This is a genomic window from Methylobacterium mesophilicum SR1.6/6 (genome assembly GCF_000364445.2).
In the GTDB taxonomy this organism is placed as follows: domain Bacteria; phylum Pseudomonadota; class Alphaproteobacteria; order Rhizobiales; family Beijerinckiaceae; genus Methylobacterium; species Methylobacterium mesophilicum_A.
Genome location: NZ_CP043538.1, coordinates 5,577,265 through 5,593,949, shown reverse-complemented (window position 1 = coordinate 5,593,949; position 16,685 = coordinate 5,577,265). Strand labels below are relative to the sequence as shown.

The window sequence follows — 16,685 nt, the reverse complement described above, 5'->3', positions numbered from 1 at the left end:
GTGCCCGGAGACGTCGGAATGCTTGAGGGCGCGCCCTCGGGCGTCGTGCGCCGACGACGCGGCGCAAGAGGTCCACCTGCATGTCCGCCCATCTTGGAGCAGGTCGTCCCGCGACCGTCGCGGGACCGCGACGGCACGTCGGATGTCCGATTTGGAGGGGGCAGAAGCCTTTTTCACAACCTATTGTCTTGATAGCGTTAATTTAAAAGGTCTGTTAACGAACACTTAACGGCGTTTGCCTTGCGACCCGTCCGGCGTGATATGGACAAGCCCATGCCGGGCGCGCACCCGCCGCGGCCGGAACGTGCGAGTGCGTAACCTTGCGATGGCTGCAATCCGTGTTCGGCTCTGACGGCTCCCCCATCGTCCAGTATGTCGTGATCTTCGCCGTCATCTTCGCGGCGCTGGCGGCCATCGTGTTCACCGTCCGGCGGCTCACCGGCCGCAGCCTCGCGCTGCCGGGACGTGCGGGCAGCCGCGGGCGCCAGCCCCGGCTCGGAATCGTCGACGTCTACGAACTCGATCGGGCCCGCCAGCTGATCCTGCTGCGCCGGGACAATGTCGAGCACCTGCTCCTCGTGGGCGGGCCCAACGACGTCGTGGTCGAGCGCAACATCCAGCGCACGCAGCGCCCCCTGACCGATGCGGCCCTGCGGCCCGATCTGGCTCCAGACGCCCTCGACGAGCCGCTCCCGGATCCGCTGGTGCAGGGTGGCCGTCTGCCCGAGCCGGCGCTGGCCCTTCCCGATATGCCGGGGCGGCGCGCCGATCCCCTGTTCGATCCGGGCTTCGCGATGCCCGTGGTGGTGCCGCCTCCGGTCCCGCGCTCCGCGGCGGCCCCCGCGGTGACGCTGCCGCTCGACGTTGCCCTCCTCGGCGGCGACGAGCCCGGCCAGGATGTGTCCGCGCCCCTGTCGGCTCCGCCCCTGTCACCCTCATCGGCGTCACCCTCGCCGGCGTCACCTCCGCCGGTCGCGGCGCCCGCCGTGGCGCCCGCGCCCGCCCGCGAGCCCATCAACCCCCGCCGGATCCTGAGCCGGACGGCACCGCCCTTGGCCGAGGCGCGGCCCGGGCCGGCCTCCGAACGTCTGGTCGAGGCCGCCGGAGAGCCGCCACCGGCCCCGAGCCTCACCGTCCCGTCCGATCGCCGCACCGTCGATCCGGCGGTGCTCTCCGACATGGCCCGGCAGCTCCAGGCCGCTCTGTCGCGTCCCTCCTCCGCGGTGACGCCGGCCCCCGCGCCTGCGGCGTCCGCTCCGGCGACCGAGGGGGTCGATCCGGTCGCCGCCGCGATGGCGTCGGCTCCGCCTGCGCCTGAGGCCCCGCCCGCGCAGCCCCGTCCGCCTGCTGTTTCGCCCCCGGTCGAGAAGGCCGCCGGTCAGCCCGCGCCGCCGGCCGCGCCCTCCGCCAGCCCCCCCGTGCCGGTTCCTCCCGTGCCGGTCCCCCCCCCGCGCCTGCGCCGGTCTCGAGGCCCGTTCCGCCCCCGCCTCCCCCGCCGCAGCCGGCCATGCCGAAGGCCGCACCGGCATTCCCGGACGCTCCGCCGCAGAAACCCGCTGCACCGGCTGCGCCACCGCCCCCGGCTCCGACCGAGCGGCCCGACCAGAAATCGGCTGGAAACCCCTTCTCCGTGGAGGAGATCGAGGCCGAGTTCGCCCGCCTGCTGGGCCGCCCCCTGGACAAGCGGAGCTGAGCCGGGCTGCGCTACCCGGATCGCGGGTGATAGGCTGCCGAGGCCGCACCGGGCCTGTCCGGCGCCGTTAACGATCGGTTAACCGATCTCGGGAACCCTCGGCGCGGAGGAGGGCCCGATGCTCGCACTGACCGCTGAGACAGCGCGCCGAAGCCGCGCCTACCGGGCGTTCAAGCTCGACCGTGCCGGTCGCATCTCTTCGGCCGAGATCGTGGCCGCCGAGGATGACATCCAGGCCCGCCGGCAGGTCCGGGCGATGGCGGAGCGCAACGTGGTCGAGCTGTGGGAACGGACCCGGTTCCTGGGACGGTTCGAGCCGGCTTCCCCCCAGCGCGCCTAGCGCCGACCGGTGCCGGCGAGGCCCGTGCCCGGCGGCAGGTCGAAGGCGCCGGATTCTCCGGCCGGCCGGAGGCGAGAGGGCGTGCGCGGGATACGGGTGCGCCGATCGGGGATGCTCGCGATGCGGCGCACATGCCTGGCCCTGCTGGTCCTCTGGCCGACGGCCGGCTCCTGCGAGACGCCGGCGCTCTGCGCGGATGCGCCGAACCAGGCGGACGGAACCCTCTGCGCGCGCCGCAAGCTGCAGGCGGCCGAGGCCGATCTGTCACGCGCCGAGGCGGCCCTGCGGGACAGGCTCGATCCCGTCGGCCGCCGCAACCTGGAGCGAGCCCAGCAGGCGTGGCGGCTGTTCCGCGACTGCGAGTGCGATCTGGAGACGGGCCATGACGCCGATCATCCCGAGTCCGGCGGGACGATCATGCCGATGCTCCTCGGCGAATGCGCGGTCACGCTGACGGCGCGGCGGACCCGCGACCTGACGGATCAGCGCGCCTGCCCCGGCGGTGACCTGTCGTGCGAGCGGTGAAGCGGCCTTCCTCCGCGCCTGTCTGATCTGCCGGCCGAGCCGGGCGATACAAAACGTTACGTCGGAGGCGGAGCTGAAAAACAGGCGCAAATCCGCGCCGCGATGGTGCGTGGGTGGCGCCGCCGAACCCGTCCGCGCGGTCGTCCCGCAGGAGTGATCCGATGAAGAAGCCCGTGCTCGCCGTGATCGGCCTCGTCGCGTTCGCGGCCGCCCTCAGTTCCGCAACCGCGCCCGCGTCCGCGCTCGGCGCCTGCGGCCCCAACGGCCACCGCAATGCCTGGGGCCGCTGCGTGTGGGGCGGTCAGAACCAGGCTTGGTGTCTGCGCCATCGCGGCCGCGTGGCCGGCTACGGCCCCTACGGCACCCGGTGGTGCCGCTGAGCCGGAGGTTGCCCCGAGGGGGAGCCCGTCCGACGTAAGGCTCCCACGGGCAGCTTCGGCCCGCGCTGCGGTGGAGCCGCTCAGGCCGGATCCGCGATCTCCGGATACGCCATGAGCCGTGCCGGACGCCTCCGCCGCCCCTACCTCACCGGCGGCAAGCGCCGATGCCACTCGGTCGCCTGCTGGTAGGCCTGCCCGATCCGCAGGGCCATGGCCTCATCGTAGCCCCGGCAGACGATCTGTAGCGAGAGCGGCAGCCCGGCGGCGGTGAACCCGTCCGGCAGCGACAGGGCGCAGAGATCGAGCAGGTTGCCGAACCGGGTGAAGCGCGACGGCAGATGCGCCTCGTCGACCTCGGACAGTGCCACCGCCGCGCATTCCGTGGTCGGCGTCAGCAGGGCGTCGATCCCCTCCAGGGCGGCCGCGTATTGCAGCTTCATGGCGGCGCGGCGGTGGAGCGTGCCGAGGTACTCCTGGGCCGAGACCTTGGCGCCGGCCAGGATCCGCGCCCGCACGGCGTCGCCGAGCTGGGCGGCCGGATCCTCCGCCAGCGCGCCGTTGACGAAGTAGGCCTCCGCGTTGGTGATCCCGCTCATCGCCACGCAGTCGCTGAACCGGAACGGCAGGGCGACGTCGACGATCTCGGCCCCGAGCCCGGCCAGGACGTCGAGGGCCGCGTCGTAGGCGGCCAGCATGTCGGGCGCGACGCCGTCCCGCTCCGTCGCCGGCATGCGCCCGAGCCGCAGGCCGCGCACGCCGCGGTTGAGCGCCGACCAGGGGGCGTCCGGCTGGATTCCGCGGGTCGTCGGGTCGAGGGGGTCGGGGCCGGAGATCGCCTCGTAGAGGAGCGCGGCGTCCTCCACCGTGCGGGCGAGCGGGCCGGGGGTGTCCAGCGTGGTCGAGAGCGGCACGATCCCCCAGGTCGAGACCCGCCCGACCGTCACCTTGAGCCCGGTCAGGCCGCAGAAGGCGGCGGGCAGGCGCACCGATCCGCCGGTATCGGTGCCGATGCCCCAGGGCGCCATGCGGGCCGCCACCGCCACGCCGGTGCCGCTGCTCGACCCGCCGGGCGTGCGCGGCGTCTCAAGATCCCAGGGATTCCAGGGCGTGCCGAGGTGCTGGTTGGTGCCCCACCCGCCATAGGCGAACTCCACCGTGTGGGTCTTGCCCAGCACGATCATCCCCTGCGCGATCAGGCGCCGCGCGATCGTGGCCGTCCGTTCGGCCCGGCGGGCGCGGTGGGCGGCCGAGCCGCCCATGGTGATCCGGCCCTCCAGGTCGATCAGGTCCTTGAGCACCACCGGGACGCCGTGGAGCGGCCCCACCGCGTGGCCCGACCGGATCGCCCGGTCGGCGCCCTCGGCGGCGAGGCGCGCATCCGCGTGGAAGACGTCCGTGAAGGCCTGGAGCTTCGGCTCCAGCCGGTCGACGCGGCCGAGCAGCGCGTCGACCGCGTCGACCGGCGAGAGCTTGCGGGTGCGGATCGCCTGGCCGAGTTCGGCTGCCGAGGCGTGGACGGGATCGAGTTCGGACATCGGGGTCACTGCACGCTGACGAGGGTGAGATCGACGAACCAGGATTGCGGCGAGACGAAGCCGTGGATCTTCTTGGACATCCCGCGCGGGTTGAGGTCGTGGACGACGAACAGCCAGGGCGGATTGTCCACCAGCCGCTCGTGGGCGATCTTGGTCTGCGCGTCGATCACCTTGGCGTCGGTGGTCTCGGCGAGTGCCTTGAGAGCCGCATCGAACGCATCGTCCTTCCAGTTGGGGAAGTTGAAGCCGGCCGGCGGGAACCGGTCGCCCGCGAAGTAGCGCGCCATCACGGCGGCGTCCGAGGAGGGCGAGGAGACGTTGAGCGCCAGCGAGCCCTGGAGGCTCGGCGTGTCCGGAAGGAGCCGGCTCGCGTTCAGCAGCACCTGCCACTCGACCACGTTGAAGCTGAGATCGACGCCGCAGGCCTGTTTCAGGTTCTCTTGGAGATACTCGTTCATCGGCATCGGCAGCATCTGGCCGGAGCCCGAGGACGAGATCATCACCTTGAGGCTCAGCGGCTTCCTGTCGGTGTAGCCGGCCTCGGCGAGCAGCGCCTTCCCCTTGGCGGCGTCGAACGTGTAGCGGTTCTGCGGAGCGCCGAAATTCGGGTCCTTGTCGTTGAGCCACCCGGAGGCCGGCTCGGCCGTGCCGTTGAGCAGTTCGACGATGCCGGCCCGGTCGATGCAGTAGTTGAGCGCCTGCCGGACGCGGACATCCTTCAGCGGGCTGTCCTTGGCGCCCATGTTGTAGATGTAGGGCCAGACATGCGGGTACGAGCCCGTGGTGATGGTGAAGCCCGCCTGCTTGAGCGACGGGATCGCGTCGGGCGCCGGCACCTCGATCCAGTCGACCTGGCCGGCCCGGAGCGCCGCAACCCGGGCATTCGCCTCCGGGATCGGCAGCAGCCGGACCCTGTCGACCTTGGCCTTCCGGTTCGGGTCCCAGTAGGCGTCGTTCCGGGCGAGGTCGACCGCCTCCCGCGGGGCCACGCGGGTGATCTTGAACGGCCCGGTCCCGGCCGCCGGCAGCGCCGCGACCTTCGCCCAGTCGCGCCCCGCCTTCTCGAACGAGGCCGGCGACGTGAACAGCAGGTACACCGCCATGTAGGGGAAGTACGAGGCCACCTGCGTGGTGGTGATCTGGACCGTCGCGTCGTCGATCTTCTTGTAGCTGCCGACCAGCGGCGCCCGCGCCCGGGAGATGCCGGCGCCCTGCGGCTCGAATTGCGGGCTGTCGTTCTTGAAGTACCGGTCGAGGTTCCAGATCACCGCGTCGGCGTTGAACGGCGTCCCGTCATGGAATGTCACGCCCTGGCGCAGGTGGAAGGTCCAGACGGTCTTGTCGGCCGAATCCTGCTCCCAGCGCTCGGCGAGCGCCGGGACGATGCCGGCGAGCTTGGTCGTGCTCGTCAGGTCCCACTGCACCAGGCCCTCGAAGATCGGGTAGCCGAGGAAGCGCATGCCCTCGAAGCCGTTATTGGGCATGCCCGTGGTCGTCGGGATGTCGGTGGCGGTCATGGCGATGCGCAGGACGCTCTCCGCGCGGGCCGCACCCGTCAGGGCCACGGAACCCGCCAGGGCGGCGGCAATCAGGCGGCGAACTCTCATTGGGCTCCACTCGTCGTAGGTGCGGTGCGCCCGCCGCGAATCCCATGCCATCCCCCGGCATAGTCCCCGCGTCGGGCGAAGAGGAGGTGTCAGGCCTCGCCCCTTGCGCGCCGCGCCGGCTGCGCCACGATAATAAAAAATGCGAGTCGTCGGCCAGCGGGGCCGGACGTGAGGGAGCCGCCTGTGACCGATGGAACGCCGAGCACCATGAACGGGGCCGAGAGCCTGGTCCGGACCCTCGTCGACGGCGGGGTCGAGGTCTGCTTCACCAATCCCGGAACCTCGGAGATGCACTTCGTGGCTGCCCTCGACCGCGTCGAGGGCATGCGCTGCGTTCTCTTCCTGTTTGAGGGCGGCGCCACGGGCGCGGCCGACGGCTACGCCCGCATGGCCGACAAGCCGGCCTCGACCCTGCTCCACCTCGGGCCGGGCCTGGCCAACGGCCTCGCCAACCTCCACAACGCCAAGAAGGCGCGCACCCCCGTCGTCAACATCGTCGGCGAGCACGCGACCTACCACCGGGAGTACAACGCGCCGCTGACCTCGGACATCGAGGGGCTGGCCCATCCGATGTCGTCCTGGGTGCGGACCGGGATGAGCGCGGCCGAGATCGGCACCGATGGCGCCGCCGCCATCGCGGCTGCCCGCACCAGTCCCGGGCAGGTCGCGACCCTGATCCTGCCGGCCAACACCGCCTGGGATCCCGGCGCGGGGCCCGCCGCCGTGCCGCCCATCCCCGAGCGGGCGAAGGTCGGTGAGGACGCGATCACGGCCGCCCTGCGGGCGCTGACCAGCGGCGAGCCGGTGCTGCTGCATCTCGGCGACCGGGCGGTGCGGAACGAGGGCCGGATCCTCGCCGACCGGATCGCCCGTAAGACCGGCGCGCAGCTGATGGCGATGACGTCGAACGCGCGGATCGACCGCGGCGCCGGCACCGTGCCGATCGAGCGCCTGCCCTACCCGATCGACCAGGGCATCGACGCCCTGAAGGGGTTCCGCCACATCATCCTGATCGGCGCGACCCCGCCGGTGGGCTTCTTCGCCTATCCGGGCAAGCCGAGCCTGCTCGCCCCCGAGGGAAGCACGACCATCACGCTCGCCACGCCCGAGGAGGACCAGATCGACGCGCTGGAACGGCTGGTCGAAGCCGTCGGCGCCCCGCCCGCCGAGCCGATCGCCGCCGCGCCCCGGCCGAACCTTCCGACCTCCGGCCCCCTCGACCAGGACACGATCGGGCAGGTGCTCGGCGCGCTGATTCCGGAGGGCGCGGTGATCTGCGACGAGTCGATCACCACGGGGCGCAACTTCTTCGCGCTGACCCGGGACGCCGCGCCGCACACGTGGCTCCAGCTCAGCGGCGGCTCGATCGGGCTGGGCATTCCGATGGCCACCGGCGCGGCTTTGGCCTGCCCCGACCGCAAGGTGATCAACCTCCAGGCGGACGGCAGCGGCCTCTACACGGTGCAGGCGCTCTGGACCCAGGCGCGCGAGCGCCTCGACGTGGTGACGCTGGTCTGGTCCAACCGGTCCTACGCGATCCTGCGGGCGGAACTCGCCAATGTCGGCGCCCTCAACCCCGGCCCCAAGGCGCTCGGCATGCTGAGCCTCGACGAGCCGGCGGTGGATTGGGTGAGCCTCGCCAAGGGGTTCGGCGTCGAGGGCCGGCGCGTCGAGACGCTCCCCGATTTCATCGCGGCGTTCCGGGACGCCCTGGCCAACAGGGGGCCGCACCTCATCGAAGTGGCTCTGTGAGCGGGAACACCTACCCGCTCCCCGGGCTCGAAGGCCCGGTCGAGATCCGGATCGACCGGTGGGGCCTGGCGCATATCCGCGCCGGGACCGCGCTGGACGCGTTCCGCGCGCAGGGCTTCAACGCCGCTCGGGATCGGCTCTGGCAGCTCGATCTCTGGCGCAAGCGCGGGCTCGGCCTGCTGGCGGCGGATTTCGGGCCCGGCTACCTCGCCCAGGACCGGGCCGCCCGGCTGTTCCTCTACCGGGGGGACATGGCGGCCGAGTGGGCCGCCTACGGGCCGCAGGACACGAAGGCCATCGTCACGGCCTTCGTGGACGGCCTCAACGCCTACGTGGCGCTCACCGAGGCGCGGCCCGCGCTGTTGCCGCCGGAATTCGCCCTGACGGACACGCGCCCGAGCCGATGGCAGCCGGAGGACGTGGTGCGGATCCGCAGCCACGGGCTGGTCCGCAACGTCCTGTCCGAGGTCGCCCGCGCCAGGGTTCTGGCCCGCGCCGGAAACCGGGCGGACGGGCTCGCGGCGGACGACCTGCGCAAGCGCATCAGCCCGCCGCACGCGCCGGTGATCCCGGACGGCCTCGGAGCCGCGGATTGGCCGGACGATCTCCTGGACGAGTTCCGCCTCGCCACCGCGACGGTCGGGTTCTCGCGCGAGCGGATGGCCGCCACCCGCGACGAGGCCTGGGCCTGGAGCAAGGTCGACGCGCACGGCTCCGTCACCCGCGGGCCGCGCAGCGCCCCGAAGGAGCCGGCCGAGGGCTCGAACAACTGGGTGGTCGGGCCGTCCCGCACCGCGACCGGCCGGCCGATCCTCGCGAGCGACCCGCACCGGGTCTACCTGCAGCCCTCGCTGCGCTACGCCGTCCACCTCACTGCGCCGGGCCTCGACGTGATCGGCGCCGGCGAGCCGGCGCTGCCCGGCATCTCCATCGGTCATAACGGCCACGCGGCCTTCAGCCTGACCATCGCGCCGATGGACCAGGAGGATCTCTTCGTTTGCGAGACCGACCCGGCCGATCCCGACCGCTATCGGTATGGCGAGGGCTGGGAGCCGATCGCGCGCAGCATCGAACGAATCCCGGTGCGCGGCGGGGCGGACGAGACCGTAATTCTCGGCTTCACCCGCCACGGGCCGGTGATCCGCGAGGCTGCGGGGCGCGCCTTCGCGCTGCGGACCGTCTGGTCCGAACCGGGCTCTGCCGCCTATCTCGCCAGCCTCGCCTATCTCGGCGCCAGCAGCCCGGAGGCTTTCGGGGAGGCCTTGCGCCACTGGTCGGCGCCCTCCGTCAACCAGCTCTACGCCGACGCGACCGGGCGGATCGCGTGGTTCATGGCCGGCAAGGCCCCCGTGCGGCCGGCCCATGACGGGCTGCTGCCGGTGCCGGGCGACGGCCGCTACGACTGGGCCGGCTTCCACGATCCGGGCACCCTGCCCCGCGGCATCGACCCGGAATCGGACTGGCTCGCCACCGCCAATGAGTTGAACCTGCCGCCGGATTTTCCCGCGGAGACGCACAGGGTCGGGTTCGAGTGGGCCGAGCCCTGGCGGGCCCGCCGCATCCGGGCGGTGCTCGGAAGCCAGAGCCGGCACGGCCTCGCCGACTCGCAGGCGCTCCAGGGCGATGTCGTCTCGGAGCCGGCCCGGCGCCTGGCTGACCTCGTCCGCGCGCTCCCGGCGGGGGCCGATCCGGATCTCGCGTCCGCCCAGGCGCTGCTCGCTTCGTTCGACGGCGCGCTGCATCCGGATTCCGCCGCGGCCGCCCTGATCGAGGTGTTCTGGGTGCATCATCTGCGCCCAGCCTTGATCACGGCGCTGGTGCCCGATGCCGGGACCCGCCGCCTGCTGCCGCCCGGCGACACCCAGAGCTTGATCGAGCGGCTCGAGACCGGCCTCGATCCGGCGATGCGCGACGGGCTGCTGGCGGACGCGCTCGGCGCGGCGTTCCGGGACTGCCTGCAGCGGCTGGGGCCGGACCCCATGGGCAGGCTCGCACCGGACGCATCCGCATCACTCCCTCCCCCCTCTGCGGGGGAGGTGGCCCTCGCGTCAGCGAGGGTCGGGAGAGGGGATCGACGGTGCAGGAACGCGCACTGCCTGTCACGAAGGCCGCACCCTTCTCGGAAGCCGGGTTCCCCTCTTGCGGGACTTCGTCCCGACCCGATCCGCTTCGCGGGCCACCCTCCCCCGCAGAGGGGGCAGGGAGAGATGCGGGGCCGACCGCCCCCCACACCGGCTGGGCCTGGGGCCGCCTGCACCACGCCCTGTTCGCCCATCCCCTGACAGCCCTGAGGCCCGATCAGGCCTGGGACGTCGGCTCGCTGCCCGTCGGCGGGTCCGCGGCATCGGTCATGCACGCGGAGTACCGGACCGACACGTTCCGGCTCACCCACGGCGCCTCGTTCCGCATGGTCGTGGACGTGGGCGACTGGGACCGCTCGGTCTTCGTCAACGTCCCGGGTCAGTCCGGCGACCCGGCGAGCCCGCACTACGCCGACCTGGCCCCGGTCTGGGGGCGCCAGGACCACGTGCCGATGCTCTACGGCCGCGCGGCCGTGGACGCCGCCACCGAGACGATCATCACCTTGAGCCCCGCCTGACCCGGCGGCCGGGACGGAGTGGGACTAAGACCTTGAAGATTCTCATCGCGGGCCTCGCCACCGAGACCAACACGTTTGCGCCGCTGCCCACCGGGCGCGCCGCCTTCCTGGCCGACTACGCCCGCCGGGACGGCAGCCGGAACCCGCCGAGCCTCAGCAATATCGGCCTCAAGGCGTGGCGCGAACTGGCCGAGGCGGACGGGCACACGGTGGTCGAGAGCCTCTCGACCTTCGCCCAGCCCGGCGGGATCACCCTGCGGGCCGTCTACGAGGAGCTGCGCGACGCCCTGCTCGACGACCTGAAGGCCGCCATGCCGGTCGACGCCGTGCTGCTGTTCATGCACGGCGCCATGGTGGCGGAGGGCACCGACGATTGCGAGGGCGACACCCTGGAGCGGGTCCGCGCGATCGTCGGGCCGGACGCCACGATCGGCGTCGAGCTCGACCTCCACTGCCATCTCACCGAGACGATGCGGACCAGCGCCGACGTCATCGTGATCTACAAGGAGTACCCGCACACCGACATCGTCGACCGCGCCCGCGACCTCTACCCGCTCGTGGTGCGGACGGTGGAGAAGGACATCCGGCCGGTCATGGCCTATGCCGACTGCCGGATCGTCAACATGTGGCGCACCAGCCGCGAGCCGGTCGCCGGCTTCGTGCGCCGGATGGAGTCCCTCGAGGGACGGGACGGCATCCTGTCGGTCTCCTTCGGGCACGGCTTTCCCTGGGGCGACGTGGCGGATGTCGGCGCCAAGATGCTCGTCGTGGCGGATGGCGATGCGGCGAAGGCGCAGGCGCTCGCCGACGAACTCGCCGCCGCGGTCTGGGCGATGCGCGAGGCGGCGGCGAGCCGGTGCGACACGATCGACGCCGCCATCGACCTCGGCCTCGCCTCCGGCGATCCGCGTCCCATGGTGCTCGCCGACTTCGCCGACAATGCCGGCGCGGGCGCACCCTCGGACAACACGGCGATCCTCGCGCGCCTCGCCGCGCGCGGCGTGCGGGACGTGGCCCTGGGCCTGGTCTGGGATCCCGGCGCGGTCGGTATCTGCCACGAGGCCGGCCTCGGCGCGACCTTCACCCTCCGGATCGGCGGCAAGTGCGGCGTCACCTCGGGTGATCCCGTGGATCTGCGGGTCGCCGTGCGCGGCCTGTCGGACGATCACAGCCAGACGGGGCTCAGCGGCGGCCGGGCGCAGCTCGGCCCCGCCGCCTGGGTCGAGGCCGACGGGCTCCACGTGGTCCTGACCCACAGGCGCCAGCAGGCCTTCGCGCCCGACGCGTTCACGGGGCTCGGGCTGACCCTCGACGACAAACGCATCGTCGTGGTGAAGTCGATGCAGCACTTCTACGCCGCCTTCGCGCCCATCGCGAGCGAGGTCCGCTACGTGGCGGCCCCCGGGGCGGTGCCGCCGGATTACGGGGCCATCCCCTACACCAAGCGGTCGGGCGCCTACTGGCCGCGCGTCCCCGATCCTTTCGCCGCCCCTTTCGCCGAGGAGAGCGCCCGATGATCCCGGACCTGAGCTTCGACGCGGGCGAGATCCTCGCGACCCTGCGCCCCTGGGTCGCGTGCGAGAGCCCCACTTACGACGCGGCGGCGGTCAACCGGATGATGGGCGTGGCCGCCCGCGACCTCGCCCTCGCGGGCGCGACGGTCGAGACGATCCCCGGCCGGATGGACCTGAGCGACTGCGTCCGCGCCCGCTTCCCGCATCCGCGGCGGGATGTGCCGGGCATCCTGGTGCTCGGCCATCTCGACACGGTCCATCCGGTGGGGACGCTCAGCGCCCTGCCCTGGCGGATCGAGGGGAACCGCGCCTACGGGCCCGGCATCCTCGACATGAAGGGCGGCAACGTGATCGCCCTGGCGGCGATCCGCGCGCTGGCGGCGGCCGGCGTCGCGACGCCGCTGCCCGTGACCGTCCTGTTCACCGGCGACGAGGAGGTGGGCAGCCCCTCGACCCGCGACCTGATCGAGGCCGAGGCCGCCCGCCACGCCTTCGTGCTGGTGCCCGAGCCCGGCCAGCCCGGGAACGGCGTGGTCACCGGCCGCTACGCCATCGCGCGCTTCGCGCTGGAGGCCCTGGGCCGGCCGAGCCACGCCGGAGCCTCGCCGCACGAGGGGCGCTCGGCGATCCGCGCGATGGCGCGCAAGATCCTCGCCATCGACGCGATGTCGGATGCGGACTGCACCTTCTCCACCGGCATCGTCTCCGGCGGGCAGTGGGTGAACTGCGTCCCGACCCTGTGCCGCGGGCAGGCGCTCAGCATGGCCAAGCGCCAGGCCGACCTCGACCGCGGCGTCGAGCGGATGCTGGCCCTGTCGGACGAGGAGGACGGCGTCCGCTTCACCGTGACCCGGGGCGTGACCCGGCCGGTCTGGGAGCCGGATGCCGGCTGCCTGGCCCTCTACGAGCGGGCGCGCGCGCTCAGCGAGGCCCTGGGCCAGCCCCTGCCCCATCGCAGCGCCGGCGGCGGCTCGGACGGCAATTTCACGGGCGCCAACGGCATCCCGACCCTCGACGGGCTCGGGCCCCTCGGCCAGGGCTACCACACCCTGGAGGAACACGTGCTGATCGACACGCTGCCCCAGCGCGCGCGGCTGTTCGCGGCGCTGCTGGCGAGCCTGGGTGCGGAGGCGCAGGGGTGAGCCCGACGCCGCCGGACAACCGCCGTCAGGCCGGATCCACCGGCATCTCCGGGGCGCCGGCCGCCTCGATCGCGGCGCCCGCCGCGAGGCACAGATCCTCCCGGTAGCGCGCGGCGACCAACTGCACGCCGACCGGCGCCCGCCCGACGAGCCCGGTGGTGACGGTGAGCGCCGGAACGCCGATCGGCGCCAGCCCGACCTGCAGGAGGTTCGCCTCGAAGGCCCGGGCGATGCCGGCATCCCCGGTGCGGTCGAGCCCGTCCGGGAACGGCAGCTCGCCCGAGACCGGCACCAGCAGCACCGGGTGCTCCGCGAGGAACAGGGACCAGTCCCGGGCGAGCGTCGCCCGCCGGGTCAGCGCCTTCGCGATCGCGTCGGGCGGCATCGCCTCGGCGCGGGCGCGGAAACTCTCCAGGAGCCCGATCGCCGCCGGATCGCCCTCGCGCTCCGCCGCGTCGCGGACGGCCGCGTAGCCGTCGCCCAGCCAGAGCTGGAGCTGGATCTCGCTCGCCTCGCGGATCGGGGGCGTGTCGGCGATCTCCGTCACCGCCCAGCCGGCCTCCCGCAGACGCCGCGCGGCGTCCCGCAGGGCCGCCTCGACCTCGGGGACCACCGCGAGGCCGCCCGGCCGCACGCAGAGCGCGGCCCGCCGCGGCCGCTCCGGTCCCTCCAGCGGGGCCGGAACCCACCAGGGATCGCGCGGGTCGGGCGCGGCCATGACCTCCAGCCCGAGACGGACATCCGCGATGCTGCGGGCGAGCGGCCCCGACACCGCCATGAGCTGCGGCCCGATCCCCCGCTCGGGCGACGACGCGTTGAAGGCCGGGATGCGGCCGAGGCTCGGCCGGAGGCCGTGAACGCCGCAGGCATAAGCCGGGTAGCGCACGGAGCCCGCGATGTCGGTGCCGTGGGCGATCGCGCCGATTCCGGCGGCGACGGCCGCTCCGGCGCCGCCCGACGAGCCCCCCGGGGTCAGCGCCGGATCGCGCGGGTTCTTGGTGGCGCCGTGCAGCTGGTTGGTGGTGAACCAGCGCAGCGAGAAGGCCGGCGTGTTGGTCCGCCCGAGCAGTACCGCCCCGGCCCGGCGGAGATTGGCGACCACAGGGCTGTCCTGCGCGGCGACGAGGTCGCGCTGGAGGCGCAGCCCGTTCGTCGTCGCGAAGCCCTGCTGGTCGGCATTGACCTTCACGGTCACCGGCACGCCCGCCAGAGGCCCCAGGGCGTCGCCGCGACCGCGGGCGGCATCGACCGCGTCGGCCTGCGCCAGCACGTCCTCCGGGCGGTGCTCGACCACGGCGTTGATCCGGCCATTGACCGCGTCCAGACGACCGAGGGCGTCCTGCGCGACTTCCCGGGCCGAGACCTGACCGGAGCGGATCAAGGCCGCGAGGTCGGTCGCCGTCTGACGCCAGAGCTGCATGGGAGTTCCTTTCGCACGCCCGCAACGGGGCGAATCGGCCTGCCAATCGCGCCCTCCGGGCGGCACCCGGCTGGACGTCTCACCATATTCAAAATGCAAACGCGGGGCCGCATTTTTAAGCAGCTTCGGATCGCCAGTGCGGGCAACGGCTTGCCGCGCTGCAGCGGAAATACTTAAGCATTATTTCATCCGCGGGTCTTGCCACGTCGGAAGGCGTGGCTAACCTCGTTCTGGTTCGCGCGTTCGATCCGCCAATCCAACAAGAAGGGACGATCTCCTCAGACGAAGGCAGGCAACCTCAAGCACAGGGAGGGCTCCATGGCAGAGGTGATTCGCGTCAGACCGACCCACGATGGGACTTATACCGTGTATCGCGGCACACGCGCGCTGATCTGCGGTCTCACACGCCTCCAGGCCGAGCGCTACGAGGCAAGCCTCAGTCGCCAGCTTCGCTCAGACCTGCTCGCCGCGGGCCTCTGACCGATCGGCATGACGAACGACGCGCCGGCGCGACCCTAGAGACCGACGACGTGCCGGCCGGCTCCGTCAGGCGAGATCGAGAGGGCCGAGGTCGCACATGGCCCCGGCCGCATCGAGGCCCCGGCGCCGGGCGCTGATCGCGAAGCCGGCCGCCGCCGGAGCGATATCGTACAGAAGGTAGGAGGCCCGGCGCGACGCGGTCGCCCCGTGCCCGTCCGGCCGGGCCGAGGCCGAGGGGACCCCGACCACCGGGACGCTGCGCCCGTCCGGCCCCGGGATCGCGGCGCTGCTGATCACGTGGTTGTGGCCGTGCAGGATCAGCTCCGCGCCGGCCCGGGCGATCATCGCCGTGAAGGCCGCCGCATCCTTCAGCTCGCGGCCCGCCGCCGCTCCGCCGGGCTGCGGCGGATGATGGATCATGATGATGCGAAAGGGCCGGCCCGGCTCGGTGGCGAGCGCCCGCAGCAGGGTCTCGGCGGCGGCGAGCTGCGGGGCGCCGAGGCGTCCGGTGGCCACGAAGGGCTTGGTGGGGATCGCGCTGGAGAGGCCGATCAGGGCGAGGGGGCCGCGCCGCCGCAGGTAGGGGAAGCGTCCCGACGATCCCGAATCGTCGCCGGTGTAGCGGCCGCAGGCGGCGAGCAGCCCCTCCAGGGAGCCGCGGACATAGGCGTCGTGATTGCCCGGGACGAAGCTCACCGTCTCGGGTGTGCCGAGGGCCTCCAGGAACGTGCGCGCCGTCTCCCACTCGCTCGGCAGGCCGATGTTGCACAGGTCCCCGGTGCAGGCGACGTGCCCGGCGCCCTGCTCCTTCAGGTCGGAGACCAGGGCCTCCAGCACGGTCATGTCGTGACTGCGCGAGCGGCCGCGCCGCCAGTTGGCGTATCCGGTGGCGCGCTTGCCGAGGAGCTGGTGCAGGCGCACCCGGCCGAGGGGGCCGACATGGGGATCGCTGAGATGGGCGAGGCGGAAGGTCAACGCCGGGGTCACGCTTGAGACGGCCAGGAAAGCCCGCACCGCATCGCGGGCACGGGCCCCGGCGTCAAGCGCTTCCGATGAGCATTCCCGTGGCCAGCACCAGGGCGCCGCCGAGCATCACCTGCAGGGCCGCCCGCCAGAACGGCGTGGCCATGAAGCGCGTGCGGATCGCCGCGATGGCGACCAGCTCGACGACCACCACCAGGACGGCGAGGCTTGTCGCCAGGACGAAGGGGTTGGGCCAGCCCGGGGGAAGCGAGTCGGGGATCGCGTAGGGCAGCGTGTGTCCGAGCCCGCCGAGCGTGGTCATGACCCCGCAGACGAGGCCGCGGAGCCACGGGTCGCCGCGCCCGGTCACGCTGCCGTCGTCCGACAGCGCCTCCGTGAAGCCCATGCTGATGCCGGCACCCACCGACGCCGCGAGCCCCACCAGGAAGGTCGCGCCATTGTGACCCGTCGCGAAGGCGGCGGCGAAGATCGGTGCCAGCGTCGAGACCGAGCCGTCGATCAGCCCGGCCAGGCCGGGCTGCACGTAGCGCAGGACGAAGGTGCGACGGGCCTCCCAGGCCCCATCGGAGATGCCGCCGAGCATGGCTGCCATCGTGAAACTCCTCGATTAGATCTATTCCAATCTACAGTCTGGAATAGATCTAAACAAGCCCGGCCGCCCCGTTTTCGCCGCGCGGCGGGAGCATCCGCAGGGTCGGAACGGCCGGCAGCCCG

General features: G+C 72.8%; 14 protein-coding genes and 1 pseudogene. 10 read left to right on the top strand and 5 right to left on the bottom strand.

Annotated features, from left to right (window positions below; all coding sequences use genetic code 11):
* The first annotated feature begins 338 nt into the window (after nucleotides 1-338).
* From MMSR116_RS26465 to MMSR116_RS26450, 4 genes are all read left to right on the top strand, one after another.
* The gene (locus MMSR116_RS26465; protein ID WP_244625537.1) at nucleotides 339-1,775 is read left to right on the top strand and encodes a hypothetical protein; all 1,437 of its coding nucleotides are present in this window, start codon (nucleotides 339-341) and stop codon (nucleotides 1,773-1,775) included.
* 36 nt (nucleotides 1,776-1,811) lie between these two features.
* The gene (locus tag MMSR116_RS26460) at nucleotides 1,812-2,033 is read left to right on the top strand and encodes a hypothetical protein (RefSeq protein ID WP_158169148.1); all 222 of its coding nucleotides are present in this window, start codon (nucleotides 1,812-1,814) and stop codon (nucleotides 2,031-2,033) included.
* Between the two features lie 120 nt (nucleotides 2,034-2,153).
* Nucleotides 2,154-2,558: a lysozyme inhibitor LprI family protein gene (locus MMSR116_RS26455; protein WP_158169146.1), complete on the top strand. Its 405-nt coding sequence runs from the start codon at nucleotides 2,154-2,156 to the stop codon at nucleotides 2,556-2,558.
* Between the two features lie 161 nt (nucleotides 2,559-2,719).
* Nucleotides 2,720-2,938 (top strand): GCG_CRPN prefix-to-repeats domain-containing protein, encoded by a 219-nt coding sequence (locus MMSR116_RS26450; RefSeq protein ID WP_158169145.1) that lies wholly within the window; start codon nucleotides 2,720-2,722, stop codon nucleotides 2,936-2,938.
* Nucleotides 2,939-3,078: 140 nt separating this feature from the next.
* On the opposite strand, the gene MMSR116_RS26445 is transcribed toward MMSR116_RS26450, so the two are convergent.
* Both MMSR116_RS26445 and MMSR116_RS26440 read right to left on the bottom strand, forming a co-directional pair.
* Nucleotides 3,079-4,473 carry an amidase gene (locus MMSR116_RS26445; RefSeq protein ID WP_158169143.1) on the bottom strand — a complete coding sequence of 465 codons (1,395 nt, stop codon included), beginning with the start codon at nucleotides 4,471-4,473 and terminating at the stop codon, nucleotides 3,079-3,081.
* A 5-nt stretch (nucleotides 4,474-4,478) separates the two neighbouring features.
* Nucleotides 4,479-6,080 carry an ABC transporter substrate-binding protein gene (locus MMSR116_RS26440; protein WP_158169141.1) on the bottom strand — a complete coding sequence of 534 codons (1,602 nt, stop codon included), beginning with the start codon at nucleotides 6,078-6,080 and terminating at the stop codon, nucleotides 4,479-4,481.
* A gap of 207 nt (nucleotides 6,081-6,287) precedes the next feature.
* On the opposite strand from MMSR116_RS26440, the gene MMSR116_RS26435 reads away from it, so the two are divergent.
* Genes MMSR116_RS26435 through MMSR116_RS26415 form a run of 5 tightly spaced genes read left to right on the top strand, consistent with a single transcriptional unit; the run spans nucleotide 6,288 to nucleotide 13,087 of the window.
* Nucleotides 6,288-7,832 (top strand): acetolactate synthase large subunit, encoded by a 1,545-nt coding sequence (locus MMSR116_RS26435; protein WP_158169430.1) that lies wholly within the window; start codon nucleotides 6,288-6,290, stop codon nucleotides 7,830-7,832.
* Nucleotides 7,829-10,114 carry a penicillin acylase family protein gene (locus tag MMSR116_RS26430; RefSeq protein ID WP_244625536.1) on the top strand — a complete coding sequence of 762 codons (2,286 nt, stop codon included), beginning with the start codon at nucleotides 7,829-7,831 and terminating at the stop codon, nucleotides 10,112-10,114. Before MMSR116_RS26435 ends, MMSR116_RS26430 begins: the two co-directional genes overlap by 4 nt.
* The gene (locus MMSR116_RS26425) at nucleotides 10,084-10,431 is read left to right on the top strand and encodes a penicillin acylase family protein (protein WP_244625707.1); all 348 of its coding nucleotides are present in this window, start codon (nucleotides 10,084-10,086) and stop codon (nucleotides 10,429-10,431) included. Before MMSR116_RS26430 ends, MMSR116_RS26425 begins: the two co-directional genes overlap by 31 nt.
* A gap of 32 nt (nucleotides 10,432-10,463) precedes the next feature.
* Nucleotides 10,464-11,948: a M81 family metallopeptidase gene (locus MMSR116_RS26420; protein WP_010685357.1), complete on the top strand. Its 1,485-nt coding sequence runs from the start codon at nucleotides 10,464-10,466 to the stop codon at nucleotides 11,946-11,948.
* Nucleotides 11,945-13,087 (top strand): M20/M25/M40 family metallo-hydrolase, encoded by a 1,143-nt coding sequence (locus tag MMSR116_RS26415; RefSeq protein ID WP_010685358.1) that lies wholly within the window; start codon nucleotides 11,945-11,947, stop codon nucleotides 13,085-13,087. Before MMSR116_RS26420 ends, MMSR116_RS26415 begins: the two co-directional genes overlap by 4 nt.
* Before the next feature lie 25 nt (nucleotides 13,088-13,112).
* Here the strand turns inward: MMSR116_RS26415 and MMSR116_RS26410 are convergent, their stop codons facing one another.
* Nucleotides 13,113-14,507, bottom strand: coding sequence for an amidase family protein (locus MMSR116_RS26410; RefSeq protein WP_010685359.1), 1,395 nt, complete (start codon nucleotides 14,505-14,507; stop codon nucleotides 13,113-13,115).
* Nucleotides 14,508-14,825: 318 nt separating this feature from the next.
* Here MMSR116_RS26410 and MMSR116_RS31485 point away from each other — a divergent pair, with 318 nt between their 5' ends.
* Nucleotides 14,826-14,987, top strand: coding sequence for a hypothetical protein (locus tag MMSR116_RS31485; RefSeq protein ID WP_010685360.1), 162 nt, complete (start codon nucleotides 14,826-14,828; stop codon nucleotides 14,985-14,987).
* A gap of 66 nt (nucleotides 14,988-15,053) precedes the next feature.
* Here MMSR116_RS31485 and MMSR116_RS26405 read toward each other — a convergent pair whose 3' ends face one another.
* Nucleotides 15,054-15,962 (bottom strand): metallophosphoesterase family protein, encoded by a 909-nt coding sequence (locus MMSR116_RS26405; protein ID WP_010685361.1) that lies wholly within the window; start codon nucleotides 15,960-15,962, stop codon nucleotides 15,054-15,056.
* Nucleotides 15,963-16,026: 64 nt separating this feature from the next.
* A pseudogene (locus tag MMSR116_RS26400) lies at nucleotides 16,027-16,518 on the bottom strand (VIT1/CCC1 transporter family protein); the annotation flags it as partial.
* Nucleotides 16,519-16,685 lie beyond the last annotated feature (167 nt).

What these genes read in the sequence shown, in the direction of transcription:
- MMSR116_RS26410 (WP_010685359.1), bottom strand. Translation starts at nt 14,507, where the DNA reads ATGCAGCTCTGGCGTCAGACGGCGACCGACCTCGCGGCCTTGATCCGC.
- MMSR116_RS31485 (WP_010685360.1), top strand. Translation starts at nt 14,826, where the DNA reads ATGGCAGAGGTGATTCGCGTCAGACCGACCCACGATGGGACTTATACC.
- MMSR116_RS26455 (WP_158169146.1), top strand. Translation starts at nt 2,154, where the DNA reads ATGCGGCGCACATGCCTGGCCCTGCTGGTCCTCTGGCCGACGGCCGGC.
- MMSR116_RS26450 (WP_158169145.1), top strand. Translation starts at nt 2,720, where the DNA reads ATGAAGAAGCCCGTGCTCGCCGTGATCGGCCTCGTCGCGTTCGCGGCC.
- MMSR116_RS26440 (WP_158169141.1), bottom strand. Translation starts at nt 6,080, where the DNA reads ATGAGAGTTCGCCGCCTGATTGCCGCCGCCCTGGCGGGTTCCGTGGCC.
- MMSR116_RS26460 (WP_158169148.1), top strand. Translation starts at nt 1,812, where the DNA reads ATGCTCGCACTGACCGCTGAGACAGCGCGCCGAAGCCGCGCCTACCGG.
- MMSR116_RS26445 (WP_158169143.1), bottom strand. Translation starts at nt 4,473, where the DNA reads ATGTCCGAACTCGATCCCGTCCACGCCTCGGCAGCCGAACTCGGCCAG.
- MMSR116_RS26435 (WP_158169430.1), top strand. Translation starts at nt 6,288, where the DNA reads ATGAACGGGGCCGAGAGCCTGGTCCGGACCCTCGTCGACGGCGGGGTC.
- MMSR116_RS26415 (WP_010685358.1), top strand. Translation starts at nt 11,945, where the DNA reads ATGATCCCGGACCTGAGCTTCGACGCGGGCGAGATCCTCGCGACCCTG.